This window comes from Armatimonadota bacterium (assembly GCA_039679645.1).
Classification (GTDB): Bacteria; Armatimonadota; UBA5829; order UBA5829; family UBA5829; genus UBA5829.
Genome location: JBDKUO010000021.1, coordinates 1 through 21613, shown reverse-complemented (window position 1 = coordinate 21613; position 21613 = coordinate 1). Strand labels below are relative to the sequence as shown.

The 21613-nt window shown below is 52.0% G+C and carries 20 protein-coding genes; 17 read left to right on the top strand and 3 right to left on the bottom strand.

Features of this window, described 5'->3' with window-relative positions; translation table 11 throughout:
* Positions 1-315: 315 nt before the first annotated feature.
* The 15 genes from ABFD83_04520 (at position 316) to mnmG (ending at position 15078) form a co-directional block, all read left to right on the top strand.
* Positions 316-1881: a R3H domain-containing nucleic acid-binding protein gene (locus ABFD83_04520; protein MEN6356331.1), complete on the top strand. Its 1566-nt coding sequence runs from the start codon at positions 316-318 to the stop codon at positions 1879-1881.
* A gap of 152 nt (positions 1882-2033) precedes the next feature.
* Positions 2034-2609, top strand: coding sequence for a transposase (locus tag ABFD83_04515; GenBank protein ID MEN6356330.1), 576 nt, complete (start codon positions 2034-2036; stop codon positions 2607-2609).
* The gene (gene tmk / locus ABFD83_04510) at positions 2606-3253 is read left to right on the top strand and encodes a dTMP kinase (protein ID MEN6356329.1); all 648 of its coding nucleotides are present in this window, start codon (positions 2606-2608) and stop codon (positions 3251-3253) included. The genes ABFD83_04515 and tmk overlap by 4 nt, the downstream gene beginning before the upstream one ends.
* Positions 3250-3579: a cyclic-di-AMP receptor gene (locus ABFD83_04505; protein MEN6356328.1), complete on the top strand. Its 330-nt coding sequence runs from the start codon at positions 3250-3252 to the stop codon at positions 3577-3579. The genes tmk and ABFD83_04505 overlap by 4 nt, the downstream gene beginning before the upstream one ends.
* Positions 3572-4588 carry a DNA polymerase III subunit delta' gene (locus tag ABFD83_04500; protein ID MEN6356327.1) on the top strand — a complete coding sequence of 339 codons (1017 nt, stop codon included), beginning with the start codon at positions 3572-3574 and terminating at the stop codon, positions 4586-4588. The genes ABFD83_04505 and ABFD83_04500 overlap by 8 nt, the downstream gene beginning before the upstream one ends.
* Positions 4589-4642: 54 nt before the next feature.
* Positions 4643-4993: a DUF3795 domain-containing protein gene (locus ABFD83_04495; protein ID MEN6356326.1), complete on the top strand. Its 351-nt coding sequence runs from the start codon at positions 4643-4645 to the stop codon at positions 4991-4993.
* A 79-nt stretch (positions 4994-5072) separates the two neighbouring features.
* The gene (locus ABFD83_04490) at positions 5073-5693 is read left to right on the top strand and encodes a LysE family transporter (GenBank protein ID MEN6356325.1); all 621 of its coding nucleotides are present in this window, start codon (positions 5073-5075) and stop codon (positions 5691-5693) included.
* A 111-nt stretch (positions 5694-5804) separates the two neighbouring features.
* Positions 5805-7277: a DUF3084 domain-containing protein gene (locus ABFD83_04485; GenBank protein ID MEN6356324.1), complete on the top strand. Its 1473-nt coding sequence runs from the start codon at positions 5805-5807 to the stop codon at positions 7275-7277.
* A gap of 223 nt (positions 7278-7500) precedes the next feature.
* Positions 7501-8499: a KpsF/GutQ family sugar-phosphate isomerase gene (locus tag ABFD83_04480; protein ID MEN6356323.1), complete on the top strand. Its 999-nt coding sequence runs from the start codon at positions 7501-7503 to the stop codon at positions 8497-8499.
* Positions 8499-9059 carry an HAD hydrolase family protein gene (locus ABFD83_04475; protein ID MEN6356322.1) on the top strand — a complete coding sequence of 187 codons (561 nt, stop codon included), beginning with the start codon at positions 8499-8501 and terminating at the stop codon, positions 9057-9059. The genes ABFD83_04480 and ABFD83_04475 overlap by 1 nt, the downstream gene beginning before the upstream one ends.
* Complete coding sequence (locus ABFD83_04470; protein MEN6356321.1) at positions 9059-9796, top strand: metallophosphatase; 738 nt, start codon at positions 9059-9061, stop codon at positions 9794-9796. The genes ABFD83_04475 and ABFD83_04470 overlap by 1 nt, the downstream gene beginning before the upstream one ends.
* A 7-nt stretch (positions 9797-9803) precedes the next feature.
* Positions 9804-11669, top strand: coding sequence for a glycosyltransferase family 39 protein (locus tag ABFD83_04465; protein MEN6356320.1), 1866 nt, complete (start codon positions 9804-9806; stop codon positions 11667-11669).
* Positions 11666-12337 carry a glycosyltransferase family 2 protein gene (locus ABFD83_04460; protein ID MEN6356319.1) on the top strand — a complete coding sequence of 224 codons (672 nt, stop codon included), beginning with the start codon at positions 11666-11668 and terminating at the stop codon, positions 12335-12337. Before ABFD83_04465 ends, ABFD83_04460 begins: the two co-directional genes overlap by 4 nt.
* A 94-nt stretch (positions 12338-12431) precedes the next feature.
* Positions 12432-12851, top strand: coding sequence for an ATP-binding protein (locus tag ABFD83_04455; GenBank protein MEN6356318.1), 420 nt, complete (start codon positions 12432-12434; stop codon positions 12849-12851).
* Positions 12852-13212: 361 nt separating this feature from the next.
* Positions 13213-15078: a tRNA uridine-5-carboxymethylaminomethyl(34) synthesis enzyme MnmG gene (gene mnmG / locus ABFD83_04450; GenBank protein MEN6356317.1), complete on the top strand. Its 1866-nt coding sequence runs from the start codon at positions 13213-13215 to the stop codon at positions 15076-15078.
* Positions 15079-15130: 52 nt separating this feature from the next.
* Here mnmG and ABFD83_04445 read toward each other — a convergent pair whose 3' ends face one another.
* Positions 15131-16795 (bottom strand): glycosyltransferase family 39 protein, encoded by a 1665-nt coding sequence (locus ABFD83_04445; protein MEN6356316.1) that lies wholly within the window; start codon positions 16793-16795, stop codon positions 15131-15133.
* A 347-nt stretch (positions 16796-17142) separates the two neighbouring features.
* Between ABFD83_04445 and rsmG the strand changes: the two genes are divergently transcribed.
* Together rsmG and ABFD83_04435 are read left to right on the top strand one after the other, a co-directional pair.
* On the top strand, positions 17143-17868 hold the full coding sequence (gene rsmG / locus ABFD83_04440) for a 16S rRNA (guanine(527)-N(7))-methyltransferase RsmG (protein MEN6356315.1): 726 nt from the start codon (positions 17143-17145) through the stop codon (positions 17866-17868).
* A 93-nt stretch (positions 17869-17961) separates the two neighbouring features.
* Positions 17962-18468, top strand: coding sequence for a redoxin domain-containing protein (locus tag ABFD83_04435; protein MEN6356314.1), 507 nt, complete (start codon positions 17962-17964; stop codon positions 18466-18468).
* An 11-nt stretch (positions 18469-18479) separates the two neighbouring features.
* Here the strand turns inward: ABFD83_04435 and ABFD83_04430 are convergent, their stop codons facing one another.
* Complete coding sequence (locus ABFD83_04430) at positions 18480-20576, bottom strand: hypothetical protein (GenBank protein ID MEN6356313.1); 2097 nt, start codon at positions 20574-20576, stop codon at positions 18480-18482.
* Positions 20577-20688: 112 nt separating this feature from the next.
* Positions 20689-21495 (bottom strand): class I tRNA ligase family protein, encoded by an 807-nt coding sequence (locus ABFD83_04425; protein ID MEN6356312.1) that lies wholly within the window; start codon positions 21493-21495, stop codon positions 20689-20691.
* Positions 21496-21613 lie beyond the last annotated feature (118 nt).

Below are 21613 nucleotides of genomic sequence, written 5' to 3'. Positions count from 1 at the left end.
TGTCAAATTTGCGGAAAAGAGTTGTTTCGGGAGACCCTTCTCCCGAAACGCCCCTGGTGCAGCAAGGTATCGGGACAGGGGTGTCCCGATACAACGGGGTTTATTCCGTAGATATGACACGCACCCTGGGTCCGGGATTCAAATCCCGGACCATCAGATCGCCGGTTCCAACACCTAATACCCAACACCCAATACCTGACCAACCCTGCAGGAATTCGGTTGCAGGCGGGGAAGGAAAATATAAGAGTGCCGAGCAAGCATGGCTTCCGCTGAATCGGCACGGTAAAAATTTGCAAAAGTGGAGCCTGATAAATTATGGCAATTACTGAAAAAAACGCCCTGGGAATAAAGCAGCTCAGGGTTACAGATAATTTAGATCAGTTGCTTAACGTGCTGCCGGCGCTGATCCGCCAAAGACTAGAGGAGCAGGAAGATGTAGAGGACCTGCTCGAAATAGTGATGGACCTGGGACGTGAACCTGAAGCGCGATTTCCGCTTAGGGTAATGCAGCTTTCGGATATTGCAGTGAAAGCCGAGGACATTGCTTATGTAGTCGAGAGAGTCGGCCAGTTCGGCAAAGACAACCGAGCGGGGATTGAGCGCACCCTGCACCGCATATCCGCGATCCGAAATAGGCAGGGGCATATAATCGGCCTCACATGCCGGATTGGGCGCGCAGTCTACGGCACGATCGATATCATACGCGATGTAGTCGAAGGCGGGCGCAGCATTTTGATGCTCGGTAGACCCGGCGTCGGTAAGACCACCAAGCTCAGAGAGGTGGCCAGAATACTCTCGGACGAGTTTAAGAAGCGCGTTGTGATAGTCGACACGTCCAATGAGATCGCGGGTGACGGCGATATTCCGCACCCGGCAATTGGTCATGCGCGCCGGATGCAGGTCGCAACACCTGATCAGCAGCACGCGGTAATGATCGAAGCGGTCGAAAACCACATGCCGGAAGTCATCGTAATCGATGAGATCGGCACTGAGCAGGAGGCTTTCGCCGCGCGCACCATTGCCGAACGGGGTGTCATGCTGGTCGCGACAGCGCATGGCAACTCTCTCGATAATCTGCTCATGAACCCCACTCTTTCGGACCTGGTAGGCGGGATTCAGACGGTGACTCTATCCGACGAAGAGGCAAAGCGACGCGGGACCCAAAAGACTGTGCTCGAACGCAAGGCCCCGCCCACCTTCGATGTATTGATCGAGATCATGGAGATGGACAAACTGGCGATCCATCACGACGTGGCCGATATTGTCGACAAGATGCTGCGGGGCGCTCCGCCTCGGCCCGAGATAAGAGTGCGAAACCCTGAGGGCGAGGTGGAAGTCGTTCAGCCAAGCGATCTGGTAACCAGGGGTGAGTCGCAGAGGTCCAGGCTCGAACACGAGCATGAAGTTGTCGAGAGCCGCCCGATGACTGCGATTGTGAAAGTCTTCCCATACGGCGTCAGCCGGAACCGGCTGGAACGCGCGATCAAGGAGCTTAAAGTCCCGGCGTATATCGTGAAGGATTTCGGGGAGGCCAATGCCGTCATCACTCTTAAAACTCACGAGCGCAAGGATATCGGCCTGCTGCAGGAAGCAAAACGGCGCGGCGTGCCCGTATATGTGATTAAGAGCAACACCTACGCGCAGATAGCGGGCGCGATGCGCGATATCTTCCACCTTGGACCCTCCAACGAAGAAGAAGAGGCTCTGCGTGAAGTCGAAGAGGCCGTCCAGCGGCTGATGGAGACCGGCGAGGCGCAGGAGCTTTCGCCGCAGTCGAGCTTCCTCAGGAGGATTCAGCACCAGTTGGTGGAGAAGTTTGACCTAACGTCGGAGAGCGTCGGGACAGAGCCTTATAGAAGGGTCAGAATATTCAAAGGGTAATCTACCATATGCTTCGCGGGCGTATGCCCCGAAGCTTGACAAGCTGATTACCAGCATACTTCGCGGGCGTATGCCCCGAAGCTTGGCAAGCTGATTACCAGCATACTTCGCGGGCGTGTGCCCCGAAGCCCAGACGCAAGGACCGGCAAACTGTGGCATCATCAAGACACCATAACACATACATAGACGGCGCAGCCATCTTTTGGACCAATTCAATCGTCGAAGGAATCCCAATCCTGCGCAGCCCAACGGCCGCACGTAGTTTGGTAGAAATAATTGAAGATTGCAGGTGCGGATACGGTGTCAAGATTCCGGGCTATGTGGTGATGCCGGATCACTTCCACATTATCGCATGGGCCGAAGATGTGAATCACACTAAGCTGTTCATACGGCAAATTCTAAGTAGATCATCAGCAACTTTTGCAGTTATGACCGATACTGCTGCCGACCGTGGAGATGCGCATGCAAGACTTTGGTCGCAGATATTCCACGCCAAAGCCACAGGAAAATCGACTGTAAGGATATGGAAGGAGCGTGGCCGGGCTTTTCCAATAACAACGGAAGCTGTATTGCTGGAAAAACTGCAGTATATCCACAATAACCCTGTAAGGGCAGGACTTGTAGAACATGTGGAGGATTGGGAATTCTCAAGTGCGGCGTGTTTAGCTTCGGGGCATTCGCCCGCGAAGCATCAGAGGTTATTACTTGATACCGGAGAAAGCACATAGGTTTTTTTCTCACAATTGAAGGCATAGAAGGGGCGGGCAAAAGCACTCTTACCCATGAGCTTGCAAAAGCGCTGTGCGATGAAGGGCATGAGGTTTTAGTCTCTCAGGAGCCGGGCGGATCGGCCATCGGCGACAAGATTAGGCAGATTCTGCTCGATAGATCGAACGCAATATCCGACCGCACGGAATTGCTATTATTCGAAGCAGCAAGAGCGCAGCATGTATCTGAGACTATCCTTCCAGCGCTGCAGCGTGGGGCGATAGTGATATGTGACCGCTACACAGACTCGTCACTCGCTTACCAGGGATGCGCCAGGGGAATCGACAAGAATACGGTCAGAGCGCTCAATGATTTCGCTACGTCCGGCCTCAAACCCGATCTGACTATACTCCTCGACTTGCCGGCGTCGGACGGACTGGCGCGGCAGAAAAAGATCGACAGAGTATCGTCCGAAAAACTGGAATTTCACGAGGCTGTGAGGCAGGGTTTTCTGGAATTGGCAAGAGCCGAGAGTGAACGATTTGTGCTTCTTGATGCGACGCAAAGCATTGATGAAATTGTTAAGCTGGCTCTAGCTAAGGTGCAGGGTTTCTTCCCAACGCCTAACACCCAACACCCATCACCCAATCGGAGGTGTCTATGAAGCTATTGATCTCCATTCTTCATGAAAGGGACAAACAGAGAGTAAGCGACGCGCTGCTGCAGGCGGGGTACAAGTTTACAATAGTCGCCTCTACCGGCGGGTTTTTGCGCGACGGCAATACGACTCTTCTGATCGGCACGGATGAAGATAAGGTTGACGACGTGATCGAAACTATTCGAGGCTGCTGCCCATGCAGAGACGAGTATGTCAATCAGCCTCTGCCTGATGCGCTGGGCGCGACAGGTGTTATAATGAACCCGGTGAAGGTGAAAGTGGGGGGAGCTGTTATATTCGTGGTGGATGTGGAGAAGTTCGTACGTGTCTGACCGAGCAGGATTCGATAAAATAATAGGCCAGGAGATGGCAAAGCGTGTGCTCATCAGAGCGTCGCGCGAGCAGAATCCTACGCACGCCTATCTGTTCCTGGGGCTAAGGGGCACAGGCAAGACGACTTTCGCACTCGAGTTCGGCAAAGCCCTAAATTGCCTGAGCCCACGCGAAGGACACGCATGCGGCGAGTGCGCAATCTGCCATGCCATCGATCATGGCAACTTCCCCGATATCAGAATCTGGTCGCCGGAAGGTCAGAACACCAAGATAGACCAGATGCGCGAGATGCGCGAGATGGCCAAATTCGCGCCGACGCGTGGAAAGTGGAAGATCAATATCATCGAACAGGGCGACACTCTCAACGAGGAGTCGGCTAACTGCATCCTGAAACTCCTTGAGGAACCACCGGATTATCTGATAAATATTCTCCTTTTTAGAAATACGGCAAATGCGCTGCCTACCATTCGCTCGCGGTGCCAGTTGATAAGGTTTACTCAAGTCGATGCAGGCGATCTGGCTTCGAGGCTGATCGAGGACTTCGGCGCAGGCAAAGACGAGGCCCAGTTCCTGGCGGTATACTCTCAGGGCTGCCCCGGCAGAGCGATCGAGCTTATCGGAAATGAGTCTTTCTTTGATAGGCGAAACATGATAATAAAACTTGCGCATGACCTCTGCTCGGGCAGTCCATGGCTTGCTCTCAAACTGGCGGGTATTCTCAGGTCCTCGGACGATGACAAGAGCGCCCGGGAGACGGTGATCGAGTCTCTGGATATGCTGCTGGTGTGGTATCGCGACCTGCTGGCAGCCAAGTTGCAGGGCGATAATGCAGCGCTGGTGAACCTGGACAGGGTTGATGAGATAAAGTCTCAGTGTGCACATTATCCGCACGCCGGGCCACTGGCAAATGCAATCGATCTAATACTGCATGCAAAGCGGGCAATTCTTGGCAACGCCAGCGCTCCTATTACCACGGAAGCGCTGATGATGCGTCTGGCAGCTTCTTGACAGACGCACATTTGTTCGATAGAATACACCCATCATTGATCCTAGGAGGCAGACATGGTGAGTATTATTGGCGCGTGTGGACTCAACTGCAGCGAGTGTGATGGCTATAAGGCGACTCAGGCAAACGACCCTGATGCAATCGCGAAGGTTGCAGCCGACTGGAGCAAACTGTTCGGCAATGATATAAAGCCCGAGAGTATCTATTGCGACGGATGCATGGTCGAAAGCGACCGTAAGTGCGGGAACTGCGCAGAGTGCTCGATAAGGTCCTGTGTGGCGAGCAAAGGCCTTGCCAATTGCGCTCACTGCGATGACTTCGGTTGTGAAACTCTCACCAACTTCTTCCAGATGGCTCCGTGCGCGCAGGAACATCTGAATGAGATAAGGGCTGGATTGGGAAAGTAGGATTATGGACTCAACCCTCCAGGTAAGATACCTGGAGGGATAAAAGCAAACCATCAGACAATTTTGAAAGGCAACTGTTTTGGCCTTGGGATTTTTTGCGAAGGGTATTATAATCGGCTTCTCTATTGCCGCCCCTGTCGGGCCGATTGGAATATTGTGCATTCGCAGGACCCTTGCCTACGGCCGCGCATCCGGTTTTGTCTCCGGCTTGGGCGCAGCCAGCGCAGACGCTATGTATGCTGCTGTCGCAGGTTTCGGTCTGACTGCCATATCACATTTTCTCATAAGCAATGGTTTGTGGCTGCGCCTGTTTGGTGGAGTATTTCTATTATGCCTGGGGATTAAGATATTTTTAACTAAGCCGGCTCTTATGAGCGCAGATCACAGGCATGAAGGGCTCATCGAAGCGTATTTGTCGACTGTGGTCCTCACTCTCGCAAACCCTATGACGATCCTTTCCTATACAGCCGTGTTCGCAGGGTTGGGGGTCGGAGCGATAGGCCATGGCTTGACCTCTGCGGTTGAGATTGTGTCAGGCACGTTTGTAGGATCGAGCTTATGGTGGCTGACACTGAGCATTGGAGTTGGGTTTGTCAGCAACAGCCTTGATCGCCATATGCTAAAATGGGTAAATCGTGGAGCAGGTGTGATCATTCTGGCTTTCGCTGTACTCATTATGGCGAATGTCAGGCTAGCCTGATTATAAGTCAGAAGGTATATTCCTTTAGCATATAGAAACATTCATTAACATTGCAGGTGTATATTCCACGGCCTTTCAAACTGATAGTGTATAGTAGTTGATTTTTAATTTATGCGATATTCAATCATCTTCGTAATAGTCTTGGTGCTGGTATCCGGTTTTATTGCCTACTTCGGTGACCTGCTTGGCCGGAAGATGGGCAAGAAACGCCTGACTATCTTTCAACTTCGCCCACGTTATACTGCAATTATTGTAACCACCATCACCGGCATGATCATCTCCGCTCTAGTGCTTGCCACGCTGCTTGCCGGCGACAAGAGTTTTAGAGAGGCTTTCACACAGTGGGAAACAGTGACTTCGCAAAACAAGCGCCTTGCAACTGAGAGCAAGACTCTTGAAGTGCGTAACAAAGCTCTCCAGGCGCGCAGCAGGCTGCTCGAAAAAGAAGCAGACAGGCTCCAGAAAGAGGCTGGCAAGGCGCGCAAAGCCGCATCTGAGGCCATGAGAGCAAGAAATGCCGCTGTAGAGGTAGTATCAAGGCTTAAAAAAGAGATAGTAGACCGCAAGATAGAGCTTGATGCTCTCCGCAAAAAGAGCAATGCCGCCCAGCATGAACTGGCAGCTAAAGCTAAACAATTGGATGACGTTCAAAAGCACCTGCAGATCGCCAGAAACAACCTAAAAATCAAACAAACCGAGCTGACAAATGCCCAGGCGCGCCTTGCGACCATAGGCGCTCAGCTCATTGGGACCAGAGCGCAGCTTGCGGAAGTAGAAGAGACAATTAAACGCCAGCAGGCCGAAATCGATGAGCAGCGCAGCACACTCATGGAGCAGCAAAAACGTATTGTAGAACTCGGCAATCGCAACCTGAGCTTCCAGCAAGAGACGATGGAACTCAGGAACTCTGATCTGATCTTTCGTCAGGGTGACGAACTCGGGCGAGGAATCATCTCGCCACGCCAGTCGACACTCGGAATTAAAGGCGATTTGCTCTCACTGCTTGAGACAGTAAGCAGAAAAGCCGAAAAGGCAGGCGCAAAGGTCGGCGATAATGATAGGGCAGTGCAGGTAATATTCCTGCTTGATGCTCAGAACTACATTGGTGAGCGAGAGTGCATGGATATGGCCGCCGGCGCGATTGCGAGCGGAAGGCTCCAGAGTGCGGACGCGCTCGTTCAGATCGTCTGCGCAAAAAACACTGTTGAGGGCGAGCAAGCGCCGGTGGAGCTTCGTCTTTATCTCAACAATCTTGTATACCCGAAAGGCAAGTTTATAACCCGCTCAAAGATCGACGGGCGCCAGTCCGAAGGTCGAATACTTCTGTCTGTGATATCTTTTCTGCAGACTGATGTCAGCCGGTCCGCTCTTAGGGCGGGTATTGTCCCCATATCAAACCCCGATCCTCATTTGACTGCCGGGGCCGACCCTGGAACTCAGGTTGAAGGGTTGATGGCTGTGGTCGGCCAGATCAAGGCAGTGAAGGCTCCGGTCAAACTCGATGTGTACGCCTCGGATGATATCTATGCCGCGGACCCCATAAACATGGACAACATACGCTTTAACGTGACAAAAGCCGACTAGTGCTCATGTAACAAAGACTTGTATTATTAGCGCGCACGGGGTTGCTTCGGTTGCGAAGCGGCCGAAGCCGCCATCGAAGGTGACGACTCGGCTTCGGCCCCGCCGCTTTGCTCTGGAACCGAAGCAACGGTCACATTCGCAAATGTGACAAGTCCCCGTTACGGGAACACTAGTTCGTGTTGTAACCCTCAGCCGTCTTTGCTATAATTGCGGCGGAGGAAGTATGAACCCGCAAGTTTTTGACGAACAAGACAGACAAAAAGCCATAGCCCGCGCATCCGCCACTTTGAAAAGCGAGGGTGAGGCAATACTTAAACTCTGTGGCCGGCTGGACACAGCCTTTGCCGAAGCTGTCGAGCTGATACTCAAGTGCAGAGGCAGGCTGGTAGTGACCGGTATGGGCAAGTCAGGCGCTATAGGCCGCAAGCTCGCCGGAACCTTTTCGAGCACGGGCACTCCGTCTCTTTTCCTGCATCCCGCGGAGGGTATCCACGGTGACCTGGGAATGGTGACACCTGACGATGTCGTGCTGGCGCTGTCCAACAGCGGCGAATCGCAGGAGATAGTGAATATCCTGCCCGCGATAGCTCGCATTGGTGCAAAGTTGATTGCTATGGTCGGCAGAGACGGATCGACACTAGGCACATACGCCAACCTGGTGCTTGATACAAGTGTGGAGTGCGAGGCATGCCCGCTGGGTCTGGCTCCTACCACCAGTACCGCCGTCCAACTGGCTCTGGGCGATGCTCTCGCCCTGGCTGTAATGGAAGCAAGGCACTTTACTCGCGAAGATTACGCGCTCTTCCACCCCGGCGGCGCACTCGGCAGAAAGCTGCTGCTCAGGGTCAGCGACGTTATGCGTACAGGCAGCGCGGTTGCCATCGTCAAGCAGGATACGATTCTCAGAGACACTCTTTTTGCCATCACCAAGGCAGGAGCGGGCGCTGCGCTTGTAGTGGATGCTGACGGCAAGCTGGCCGGCATAATCACTGACGGCGATGTGCGCCGTGCGCTTCTGGTTGATGAGGCTGCGCTCAACAAGCAGGCGGCGGAAGTAATGAGCGCCGGGCCAAGGACGATCTCGCCCGATAAACTCGCCACTGAGGGTCTTCACCTTATGGATACTCCTCCCAGGCAGATCGGTGAGATGCCCGTAATAGTCGACGGCAAGCCAGTAGGCATGCTGATGCTCAAAGACCTTGTCGCGGCAGGAATCGTGTAATGGATGATCGTCTAAAATGCATTAAGCTGCTTGCGATGGATGTGGACGGCACCCTCACTGACGGCGCAATGATCTTTCACGGCGGCGAGCAGATGAAGTCTTTCAGCGTCTATGACGGCCTGGGTATCAGGCTTGCCATGAACTATGGTCTGCGAATTGCCTGGATTACAGGCAACAACACTGAAGCCGTCACCCGCCGAGCCCGCATGCTCGGTGTGGAGGATGTCTATCAGGGCGTGCGCTATAAGTCCAGAGCAATCGATGATATCGCAAACCTTTATTCTCTTGAACGTGATGAGATAGCTTATATGGGCGATGACCTCAATGACCTGCCCGCCTTCGAGCGCGCCGGTTTTTCTATCGCTGTATCGAACGCAGTCGATGAGGTAAAAAACCGCGCGGATATGACCACAAGGCTGCCCGGCGGAAAGGGCGCGGTCCGCGAAGCTATCGAGACAATCCTTAAAGCAGGCGGCAATTGGGGCGATGCGGTGCGCAGCTTTCTTGATGAGATGGCGCTTGAGGAAGACATTAAGAAGGGGCCGGAGGCCGTCGCCTGATGGCGCGCATCACAATCTTCCATACCTCCGACTTGCACAACAAGCTCACTGCCGAGTTGGCCACTCGCCTGCGCGATTTGAAATCCGAAGCACCCGGCAGCATCATGCTCGACTCTGGTGATGCTATATGGTCCGGCAATATATACTGGCGTCCCGGTGGAGAACCTGCTCTGGACCTGATGAACTCAGTGCCATATGATGCCCTTACTATGGGCAACCGAGAGTTCCATTTTATGGGCATAGGCGTCGATTCCAAAACCTCAAGGGCAGATTTTCCAGTCCTGAGCGCCAACATCCGCCCATCCAAGGCCAATCGCTGGCCTAAAATACCGTCTCACATCATTATCGAGCGCTCAGGAGTCCGCATAGCAGTGTTCGGGCTCAGCGTTCCGTGCATCACCGAGAAGATGCTGGTAAAGAAAGTGTCGGACTATTATTTTGTGTCGCCAATCGATGCCGCGGCAGAGATAGTTCCCAACCTGCGCAAAGACGCCGATATAGTTATTGCTCTGACTCACATTGGGATCAAACCTGACCGTGAACTGGCCGGAAGCGTGCCAGGGATCGATATGATCCTTGGCGGCCACACTCATGTCTTAGCCGAGGAGCAGGTAGGCCGGACGTGGATATTTCATCACGGCTTCTACGCCAACTATACCGGCAGAGTGGACATAGATTTCGATTCAGGCCGTATAACCGGTGTTTTCAACGAACTGATACCTCTGGCGAAAGCGTAGGATAGACGTGGAGACATTTTTCGCCTTAATTTTTCTGGTTCTTTTGGTTTTTGCCGCAGTGGGCGCAGGCAGGGTTGCAGGCGGACTGTGGTCACGCAAGTCCGACCCGTCAGGCGAGAGATTTCTTGTAGATATGGCCCTGGGTCTGGGAGTGCTCTCCCTGATTTTCTGTGCAATATCCGCTGCCCAGCTTCTCAACTCACCTCTTCTTATAATCATCTTTGTCGTTTGCGCTTACTTAGGCATATTTTCAATCATCAACAAAAACTATGGCACTCTATCTGAATTTCGTGCTTTCGTTCTTTCGTGTTTTCGCGATAGACAGTTTTCTGGCACGGTATCAATCATCATTCTTGTAATCATAGCAGTTGCCGTGCTGATCCCGGCTCTCGCTCCGCCGTCAATGTCTGACTGGGACTCCCTGGCGTATCACTTGTCCGTTCCTAAGCTCTTTCTGCATCACGGCGGGATGTATTACATCAGCTTTATGTCTCACTCCAACTTTCCTATGCTGATCGAGACTCTGTATACTCTCCCGCTGAAGTTCGACAGTCCTGCCGCGGCAAAGATGATCACGTACCTGACGGCCGTCTTGCTTGTCGCATCGATCATGACACTCGCAAGAAAGCATTTCAACGCAAAAGCAGCGCCGCTTGCAGCGATTGCCTTTGCCGGGATGCCCATAGTTATGTGGCTGGCTGAAACAGCCTATATTGATCTTGCTACGGCTCTCTATACTGTCTTGGCAGTCCATCTGCTGCTCAACTACCTGGATCAGCCGGAAAGGCAGTATCTTATCGGCAGCGCTGTTGCAGCAGGGTTCGCTGCATCCACAAAAATGACGGGCCTGGTCACTATCCCGCTGATTCTGGCATGGCTGCTTACCGACCGTTTCTTCTCGCGCGATCGCAACTCCGGTGTTGTCGGCCTTAAGCAGGGGCTTGTGTTTGTCGTGATTGCGCTGATAGTCTGCTCGCCGTGGTATATCAAGTCTATTATTTACACAGGCAACCCGGTCTATCCGTTCTTTTATTCTATATTCGGCGGCAGGGAATGGAATGCCATGCTTGCGCACAACTATTCGACCCAGCAGTCTCTCTTCGGGATGGGACATAACCTTACTGCTTTCCTGATGCTGCCGTATAATCTGACATTCTATTCAGAGAAATTTTATGACACGCCGGGGCTCTTTGTCGGCCCAATATTTCTTGTTGGGCTGCCGGTTCTGCTGCTTGCAAAGTATCGCAGCCGGAAACTTATTGGCCTGGCGTTCTTTTTCCTGGTTTTTCTGATCACATGGTTTGCACTCACTCATCAGAGCCGCTATCTTGTTCCGGGGTTTGCCATTCTAGCCATCCTGATTGCAGCGCTTTCATACAATGATGAGAGACTGCGAATATCGCGTTTTGCGCTGTGGACGGTCTTTATCTTGACAGCGATCTTCGGCATCTTGACGCTCTACCCGGCTGTAACAAACGCCGTGCCGGTAGTTTTGGGTCGTGAGAGCCGAGATGAATATCTTTCTCGCACACTCGATATATATCCTGCCGATCAATGGATCAATGAAAACCTGCCCGGCAGCGCAAAGATAGCTCTCTTCGGCGACACTCGCGGCTTTTACCTCGACAGGGCGTATGTCTGGGCCGACCCCGGTCACAATTCCGAGTTCACCCGAAACTATGCTTCGTCAGAAGAACTGGTCCGATATCTCAAAAGCCGCGGCGTGACCCATGTTATGATAAACTATCGTTTCTTCCCGAAACGCGGCAAGGGCACACAGGCAATATACGATGCAATAGACAAGGGACTCTTCGAGCAAATTTTTCCGAATGGAGACGGTTTGGGCAGCGCGGCCGTATATGTAATTAGATGAAGCTCAGTGTTATCATACCGGCCTACAACGAGATGGCCACAATTGAAGAAGTCCTCAGGCGTGTCCGCGCGGTGGATATCGATAAGGAGATAATTGTCGCCGACGACTGCTCGACGGACGGCACGCGCGAGTTCCTGCGTTCGCAGCCTGACGTAATACTTGTGGAGAACCCGGCCAACCTCGGCAAAGGCGCATCCATTCGAGCAGCGCTGGAGCACGTCGGCGGTGAGATAGTCCTTATTCAGGACGCCGACCTGGAATATGACCCCAACGATTATCCTAAACTCATTCAGCCGATAATTGACGGCAAGGCCGATCTGGTCTACGGCTCCCGCTTTTTGCAGGGCAAGCCAAAAATGCGGCTCGCTAACTATTACGCAAACAAGCTCTTTGCCTTTATGGCAACAGTCCTCTATAGTGTCAAAGTCACCGACGAAGCCACATGTTATAAGGCGTTCCGCACTGATGTCTTAAAAAGCCTCGATCTCAGGTGCAATCGATTCGAGTTCTGCCCGGAAGTCACCGCGCGCCTTCTGAAACGCCGCTATCGGTTTATCGAAGTCCCGATCTGGTATCAGGCCCGCACACATGCCGAGGGCAAGAAGATTACCTGGCGCGACGGTCTCGAGTGCATATGGGCCCTTATCAAGTATAGATTTATAGCCTGATGTGTTCCGCTCTGTAATTTCCATAAAGTCGAGTCGGCCTATGGCCAATAATGAAATTAGTCATGCGTCTCGCGAGTTTATGGAGGCATTAGTTTTGAGACAAGGCGAAGTCATGCAACTGGAGATACCCAGCTCTCCTGAATACGTCACGATTGTCCGCCATGCCGTAGAAGGCGTCGCCCGGCGAATGCGTTTTGACGCCGACCAGATAGAGGACCTCAAGCTCGCCGTTGGTGAAGCGTGCACCAATGCGGTCAAATACGGCTGCCCTACTGAAGACAATCCCAACGTAGAGGTAAAGTGCGTGATGCTGCCGGACTGCCTTAAGGTCGAAATCAGAAACAACTGCACAGGTCCCGATTGCCCTGTGTTTCCCAGCCGAGTTGATATAAATCGAGAGGGCGGACGAGGACTCTACCTTATGCGCCAGTTGATGGATGAAGTGAACCTCACATGGGAACACGGAATCGCCATTGTCACAATGCTCAAGCGAACCAGCCCAGTGATGATATAAGCGTATTTGGGGCTTTGCCCCAAACCCCATCCAAATTGAATTGTTCACACAATTGCATATTTAGTCGGAGTGAACAATTCAATTTGCCAGAGACTCTGTCTCTTGACTCCGGTGGGAGTCTGAACAGGGCTAACGCATCCTTTGTTGGGGCAGATTTGCAATCTGGCCCCTTTTGGGCAATCTCGGGATCTATGATCCCGCTAAACGCTAAGCCTGCATATAAGCGTTAGGTAGTGGCATCAGAGATGCCATTTGGCCCATTTCGGCGCAGATTTTAAATCTGCCCGAACAAAGTGAAGACATATTGTTCGCCCTGGGAGTCTGAGGGTGAAACCCTCAGATATGCTATAATTTATCTGTTATGCAAAGCTATGATGTTATAGTCATCGGGGCGGGGCATGCGGGCTGTGAGGCTGCGCTGGCTTCCGCCAGGATGGGTCTGGATACACTCCTCGTCACTATCAATATAGAGACAATCGGCCACATGCCGTGCAACTGCAGCGTCGGCGGGCCGGCCAAAGGACATCTCGTTCGCGAGATAGACGCTCTCGGCGGACAGCAGGCTCTTGCGACCGACGCCACCTACACCCACATTCGCATGCTCAACACAGGTAAAGGGCCTGCCGTGCATGCCCTTCGCGCGCAGGTAGACAAACGGCGATATCAGGACTTTATGCGCTCCACCGCAATGCGCCAGCCCCGGCTGGATGTAAAGCAGGCTATGGTCGAAGAGATCATAACCGAGGCAAAACAGGTAATAGGCATACGCACGCAGACGGGTATTGAGTATGGCGCGAAGTGCGTAGTCGTTACTACCGGCACGTTTCTCAAAGGTCTGATTCATATCGGCGAGACGCAGTTTTGCGCAGGCAGGGCGGGAGAGTTCGCTTCCAATAAACTCTCCGACAGCCTCCGTTCGCTCGGGTTTGAACTCGGAAGGCTCAAAACAGGTACCACTCCCAGAATCGATAAGAAGAGCATCGACCTGACCAAATGCGAGAGACAAGACTCCGAACCGGACGCAGGGCCGTTCTCTTTCATGTCCGGTCATATAGAGCGAGAGGGTCTGCTTCCGTGTTATCTCACCTATACCAGCGGCCGGACAAAAGAAATAATCCTGCGCAATCTCAAGCGCTCGGCTATGTACGGCGGGCGAATACACGGTGTAGGGCCCAGATATTGCCCCTCGATAGAAGATAAGATGGTCAAGTTCCCGGATAAAGAGAGGCATCAGGTCTTCCTGGAACAAGAAGGCTGGACCACTGACGAGATATATGTCCAGGGCATGTCCACCAGTCTGCCGGAGGAGATACAGCTCGAGTTTTTGAAGAGCATCCCCGGTCTTGAAGATGTAAAGATGCTGCGGCCCGGTTACGCCATAGAGTATGACTTTGCCCCGCCGACCCAACTGACGCCTTCACTTGAGACAAAGCAGGTTGATGGTCTCTTTTTCGCGGGTCAGATAAACGGCACCTCTGGTTATGAAGAGGCAGCGGCACAGGGTCTTATGGCTGCGATAAATGCCGGACGTAAGATCAAGGGCGAAGAGCCGATTATCATCGGCCGCGACCAGGGTTATATCGGGGTTATGATAGACGACCTGGTGACCAAGGGAGTCAACGACCCCTACAGGCTCCTAACCAGCCGCGCTGAGTACCGACTTTTGCTGCGGCATGATAACGCCGATACTCGACTTACACCCATAGGCCGTGAGGCAGGGCTGGTTGATGACGAGCGGTGGTCTCGTTTTACACATAAGACCCGGCTCATCGGCAAAGAACGCACAAGGTTGGCTCAGACATATGTCAAGCCGTCGGATAAAGATGTGCTGGACTCGCTGGGTCTGGATCTGACCGACCGCGCATGTTCACTGGAAGAGATATTGCGCAGGCCTGAAATCCGCTACTCGGATATCGCCAGGGCAGTCAAGAACGGCGATGTCCCGCCGGATGTGGCGGAGCAGGTGGAACTTGCGGTCAAATACAGCGGTTATATCGAGCGCCAGGAAATGCAGGTGGCTCAGGCGCGGAAGATGGAAGCAAAATCCATCCCCGAGGGCGTCGAATACGATCATATGAAATCGATTTCCCGCGAAGCAAGAGAAAAACTTACCCGCATCAGGCCGACCACATTGGGGCAGGCGTCTCGCATACCCGGCGTGACCCCTGCCGATATTGCAATGCTGGCAGTTTTTTTGGAACAAGTCGGCAGGCGAGATCGTCTCTAAACTGGGAAAAATTAATAGCGAAAACTTAATAGCGGCGCCGAATTAACAGGATTTATAATTTCGGCCGGACATTGGACAAGTCGCATGCAAATGAATTGTGTGCGACTTGTTTCGCAATAGGCCTTTTGCATTGCCGCATGTACTCATGGTTCGGATATACATCCAAATCGCCGAGGCCGAACAGCTCTATTGAACCTTCCCTCTCGATACATTCCTCATCATCTTCCTTGCAGATAATAACAATCGGGGAACTCTCTGACATAAAACTTCTGACCTGGGTCTGGTTTTTAATGTCTATAGGCTTCTTGTCGAGATAATAGAACAACCCCGGTTTCCACAGGTTAAATGCAACGACTTTTACTCCGTTCAAATCGGCAATGCGCTCGGCAATGAGTCTTGTGCTCTTCTGTCGGGAAACTATAGGCATGGCGCAGCATACAAGAACCAGCGTAAAGACAAGCATTCCGACTGTGGTGATCCATGCCGCGTCCGTGACTTTCAACCGGCGGGTCTTTGCTCCAATTAGCGATATAACGAATGCGCCGACAAGGCTGATACCCATAATAGATGCAGACAATATCACAGCCGGGAAGCGCATTACTGCAAAGACGACCAAAGCCGCCATCAGCAGTAATGAAATCGCAAGTCCTGCCCAAATCCCTATTGAGATCGACCTGGCCGACTTCTGCTCTCCCTTTGTCGCTTTTGCAAAAATCACTCCCACCAGTATCGCTGCCGCAGGGAATACCGGGTAGGTGTAGGTGAAGTTTTGAGTCTTTGAGATTGAGAAAAAGACCATCACCACCGCAAACCATGTGATCAAGAGCTTAGCGCCGTTGTTTGCCCGCCAACTTCCAGCAATCGCTTGAGGCAAAAATACGCTCCACGGCAGAAAAAACGCCAGCATTATAGGCACGTTTCGCAAGTACGAATACCACTGGCCTGTCTGGCTCTTATGAAGCGGCTTTGCAAAGCGGGCAAGATTGTTGGTTATTATAAACCCGTCCACAAATGCTCTGCCATGCATCGCATACATCGCGATATACCAGGGCAGCCCTATAACCAGCGCAGTCATAATCCCCAGCGCCGCGTCAGCCGCTCTCAGTTTTTTAAGTGATCCTGTCCACCAGAGATGAACGATAAAAGTCGCCGTCAGCAGCAGCGGCACCACAGGTCCTTTTGTCAGCATTCCGAAACCTGTCGCGCCTCCGCATATCGCGATCCACATCAGACGCGCCCGTCCCGTCGCATCCAGCCATCGCCTGTAGGCATACAACGCCGCCACAAGAAAAAAGACCATTATCGCATCGGTTGCAGCCGCATGTGACATTATTATCTGCATCAGGGACGTGGCCATCACCAGAGACGCAAATATGCCCGCGCGTTTGCCGAAGTCGTATGACGCGAGCGCAAAGACCATCAGCACAATGCCGACAGCGCAGAGTGCGGACGGCAGCCGCAAGGCAAACTCAGAGAGCCCGAAGGTCTTTACTGCGGCGGATGCGAGCCAGTAGTACATTGGCGGCTTGTCGAACCAGAGCTTGCCGGCGTAATGCGGGGTAAGCCAGTCGCCGCCTCTGACCATCTCTTTTACAAATTGCCCGTATATCGGTTCGTCGGGGTCCAGCAGGGGGTTTGCTCCCAACCCTGCAAAATATAGCGCATAAAAGCCGGTTATGATCAATAAAGCGTAGAATGGGATCTTAAATCGGTGCATAGCTTCGGTTGTTCCTTATGGCGGCGAGTGTGTATAATGGGGTATACCCTAGATTCTGATTACTACTCGAATTATCGCATAGACCTTTATACAAGGTCAATAATCAGGGCTAACGCATCTCATAGAATATGCTTCGGATACGATTGTGCCGAAGCAGCCTTGAAAGATGACTAACCTTCGGGGCATTCGCCCGCGAAGTATAAAGCTTGTTTCCCGGATAACTGGACTCTCTTCAATAAAATTGCAAAGAGCGGAGAACCCGGATCACCGGCCCCCTCTCCTGGGGGAGAGGGTTGGGGTGAGGGTGCAACCTCTCGTTTTTCTGTATTATACTTAAGGTTTTTCTAATGCCATTCATAAACATAGACGATCTTCACTCAGGAGCGTATGAACTCGGGATAGAGCTGTCCGATGGCCAGTTGGACCAGTTCGACCGTTTCGCCGCGTTTCTTGTCGAGACCAACAAGCAGTTCAACCTGACCAGAATCACCGACCCGCAAGAGATAGTCACATCTCATTTTCTGGACTCGCTGACATGCCTTGCCGCTCTCAAACCAAAGAAGAACGCTCGTGTGATAGATGTGGGATCAGGCGCTGGTTTTCCCGGCATCCCGATCAAAACAGCCAGGCCGGACCTGCATGTCAGCTTGCTCGACTCGACATTCAAAAAAGTAAAGTTCATCTCCCAGGCCGTCGATCTGCTGGAATTTTCTGACGTTTACCCGGTCCATGGAAGGGCCGAAGATATCTGCAAAGATAAAGACTTCAGAGAAAAATTCGATATAGCCTATGCCCGCGCTCTCTCCGAGCTTGCAATCCTGGCCGAGCTCTGCCTGCCGCTGGTGAAGGTCGGCGGGTATGTGGTGGCTCAAAAGAGCGAAATAATTGACGAAGAGCTCAATCATGCGCGACCAATAATTGGCCAGCTTGGCGGGCGAGTGCAGAGGGTCGAAAAAATCAAAATCCCTCAAACACAGATAACCCGCCATCTTGTGATCATATCAAAAGTGAGACCTACCCCGGAGTCGTTTCCACGCTCATACTCACGTATCGCCAAATCCAAATCAGCCTAGCACCTGCGCGTTTTGCGTATTTCGTATGTTGGGTAACGACAACTGTGACAGAGACGTATATAAAAACAGCCACGGCATTAGTGAGGAAATATCATGCGCAGTTCACGGTTGATAACAGTTATGGCGGCAGTCTTTAGTTTTGGGCTTGCATTGAGTGCGATGGCGCTTCAGACAGGCGAAAAGGCCCCGGATTTCAAACTCAACGACCAGTTCGGCAAGACCTGGGATTTATCCGGTCTCTCAGGTAAGGTTGTAGTAGTAGTTGCGGCAAACAGAGACTCGGGCAGAGCTATGGGGCCATGGGTAGATAACCTAAAAAAGAAATACGGCGACAAAATCCAGCTCCTGGGCCTTATGGATTTGCACACTATCCCGGGCATAGGCCGCGGGATCGCAAAATCCAGGATCAGGAAAGAGACCAGTGACCCGCTGATGCTCGACTTCAATGGTTCGACTGCCAAGGCCTATGATGTGAGCAGCAAAGTCCCTGTGGTTGTGGTGGTGGACTCCAACGCGGTGATAAAAGCGATCCAGAAGAATGAATACAACGCAGACAGGTTCAAGAGCATATCAAATGCTGTTGACTCTGCGCTCAAGTAAGGAATGCTGAATCACTGCTCGCTTGTATCCGGCGATTGCGTTTGATCGTCGGTGTCAGGTGTTAACTCTCTCTGGCGCTTTTCCGAATAAACGGGAAAGCTGAAGCAGGGCGCCATGACATTTATATTGACGCCGTCTCCCGTAATGTTCATGGTATAGCTGTGCATTACTTCATTTTGCTCTGACTCCTCATCGGAACCCAGAATTGCAAATGCATCCGTATTGCGGCGCTTTACGCGAAGTGTGAGACCAGAAATTTGCAGCGGATCAGTTGGGATGGTGACAGGTTCAAACAACTTCGGAAATTGCTGCTTAATCTCCGAGATAATCAGCATCATATCCTCCTCATCATTATCACCACTATCTTCCGTAAGATCGGGATGCTGCTTAGTTATCCAATCTGTTATTTTTACATTCAGTTCCGGGTCCGACATAAGTGCTCTACCGAAAGTCTCCAGATCACTACCGCCTGCCTGCCTGCGTTTCTCATAGGCAACTTTTGCAAACACTTCAGAGGTGAGTTTCGGATCGATTTTAGCCAGAGATACGCCTTGCTCCGACTTTGCCAGAACCTTGTCCCCGGATGAAAGCGAATCATATAACCGCCATAAAGCCATATCGTCGTTTGTAATGCCGAAGTAAAGGCCATTAAAATCTCTGGAACCCAGCACCCATTCATTGAGCTGATCTTGAGTGAAGGTGGCAAGCGGAACTACATCATCCAGATCGAGGCCGTCTTTGCCGAGTTTATACTGCAGTGTTTTCAGCAGCTTTTCAGGCATAAGGTTTACATGCCTGTCGCACCATTCGTCCGCTGAACCGATAAGTACCTTAGTGCTGTCGTCGATCAGCCAGTTAACGTCATACCCAACAAGCCCCAGCATTTTGGCTAAGACCATCTCCTGGCCAAATATACATTCCTCGTCCCCATAATATCCCTTGTTGCTTACAAAATCCTCGCAGATCATCGAGTAGCCCGACGTCTTAGACACTAGCGCCCACATATCAGCGATAGTCGGTTCTTTATTTCCTGACGGCTTTTCAATCTTGAATTTGTCGCCCTTGGCTTCTGATTCTTCATCATATGAGAGTTCTGAAAAACCCTTTGGGCAATCTGACAATGGTTCTTCCGGATATCTCAGTTCTTCCGGTATTGTATTGAAAGCTTTATGCCAGAACATGTGTATGCCATACATTGGCATGTAGAACGACTGCGACAGGTTTCCTTCTACTTTTGCGCTCAGATTTGGATATTTATCACCGGAGAGTTCAATGGCAAGCGAGAGATCTTCCAAGTTCGGTTCCTTAACCTTCCGCTTGGCCAAATAGTCGGCATATTCCGGGTCATCAAGAGCCGCTCTTTCTTGTTCCCGCTGCTGATACTCCCACTGGCTGTGGTACATAGCCTTTAACTGCTCACTAAACGCCGCCGGCGCATCCTTTGTTTTTATAATGAGTGGCTCCCCGGCAAAGACTTTGTCCTTGGTTTGAGCGGGCAGTTGTGCCATCAGTTTTGCAAATTTAACGGCTGAATCCACTTCTGCTTCACTGGGATATGTATAACCATCCGGCTCGGAGGTATGCCTTTCCACACTCTTGCTTAATTCGGATTCAGGCATTTGGCCTAGACGGACCCATTCATCCCATGTCCATTTTTCTTTTGCTACAGCTTGCTCTGTTCTTTTAGCCAGGTATTGCTCAATCTCTTTGCGCCTTGCGGCATCGAGCCACATTCTATATTGCGGCACACCATCTACTGTTGTCGAGCTGAGCAGCAGGTGAGTAACATTCGATATATGGTCGAGCAAAGTGCCCAGAGGCATGTCTTTCACACATACAAACAGCGGCAGGTCGCGCACCTGCCAGTCGTTTGCATTTTTGCCGCTGCGGATTACCACGCCTGTTTCTTTACTGAGCTCTTCCAGAATGGTGTGCAGGCGCTTGTTTGTTGAGGTGTAGGTGATCTTTTGGTCCAACCGCTCGTCGGCTGATTTGGTCGTGGCAGCAGTATGCTTTACCAGGCTGGGGTCGTAAGTAATTTTATCCGCGTATGCGCAGCTTGACAAAACAAACACAAGAAGCATTCCAAGCAAGATAGATTTTCGCATCTGCCACCTCACACGATGAACTACATTGGAAATACTTCGACGTTTATATGGCTAACTCCTGTCGAATCCCTCCAGGCATCATACCTGGAGGTGCAAAGCAAAAATTCAGAGGTTAGGCTAAAGACTTCTTCCTATCCTCCAACTTCTGTTTCTTTTCAGAGAGTTCGGCTACAATCCTCTTCTCTTTCTCGATAATAGCGGCAGGAGCTTTTGAGACGAACCCCTCATTTGCAAGCTTGCCCTGCGACCTGGAAAGGTCCTTTTCTATCGATTTGAGTTCATTATCTATCCTGGCAAGCTCGGCTTTTCGCTCATCATCGCTGAGTTTGGGAACGCTCATGAAGAATGTCCCGAAGTTTGGAACCGTCCCGGCTATATGGCTCTCAAGATCACGAGGAACGTCCGTCAGCTCTATCACCGCACCTGATAGTCTCTCGATAAGGGTCTTTTCATGCTCAGTCAGTTCCTTGCCCGGATATGGCTGAAACGCCATTACAGTCGACTGCCGGATCGGTATATTTTTCGATGACTTCAGATCTCTGGCAGTCCGAGTGCTGTCCATAACGGCATTCATCTGGGCTTCGGCCTCATCGTCGAGCATGCTCGAATCGACCTCGGGATAAGGCGCAAGCATAATGCTCTCGCCCTCATGCGGCAGAGCCTGCCAAATCTCTTCGGTGATAAACGGCATGATCGGGTGCAGCAGCCGCAGGGTTGCTTCCAATACGTGATACAAGATCGACCGGACCTGGCGCTTTTCCTCGTCGCTGCCTCTGAGCCTCGGCTTGGCCAGCTCTATATACCAGTCGCAATACTCGCTCCACAGGAACTCATAGAGAGCGCGGGCGGCTACGTCCATGTTGTATGTCGCCAGGCTGGAGTTGACCGTTTCGACCACACGGTTCAATCGTGAGAGTATCCATCTGTCTTCAAGATGGAGATTTACCTCTCCCCCAGCCCCTCCCCGATGCGGGGAGGGGAGCAGCTCTGCTCCTGTATGAGAGGGTACCTGTTCCCCCTCCGTGTCGGAGGGGGCT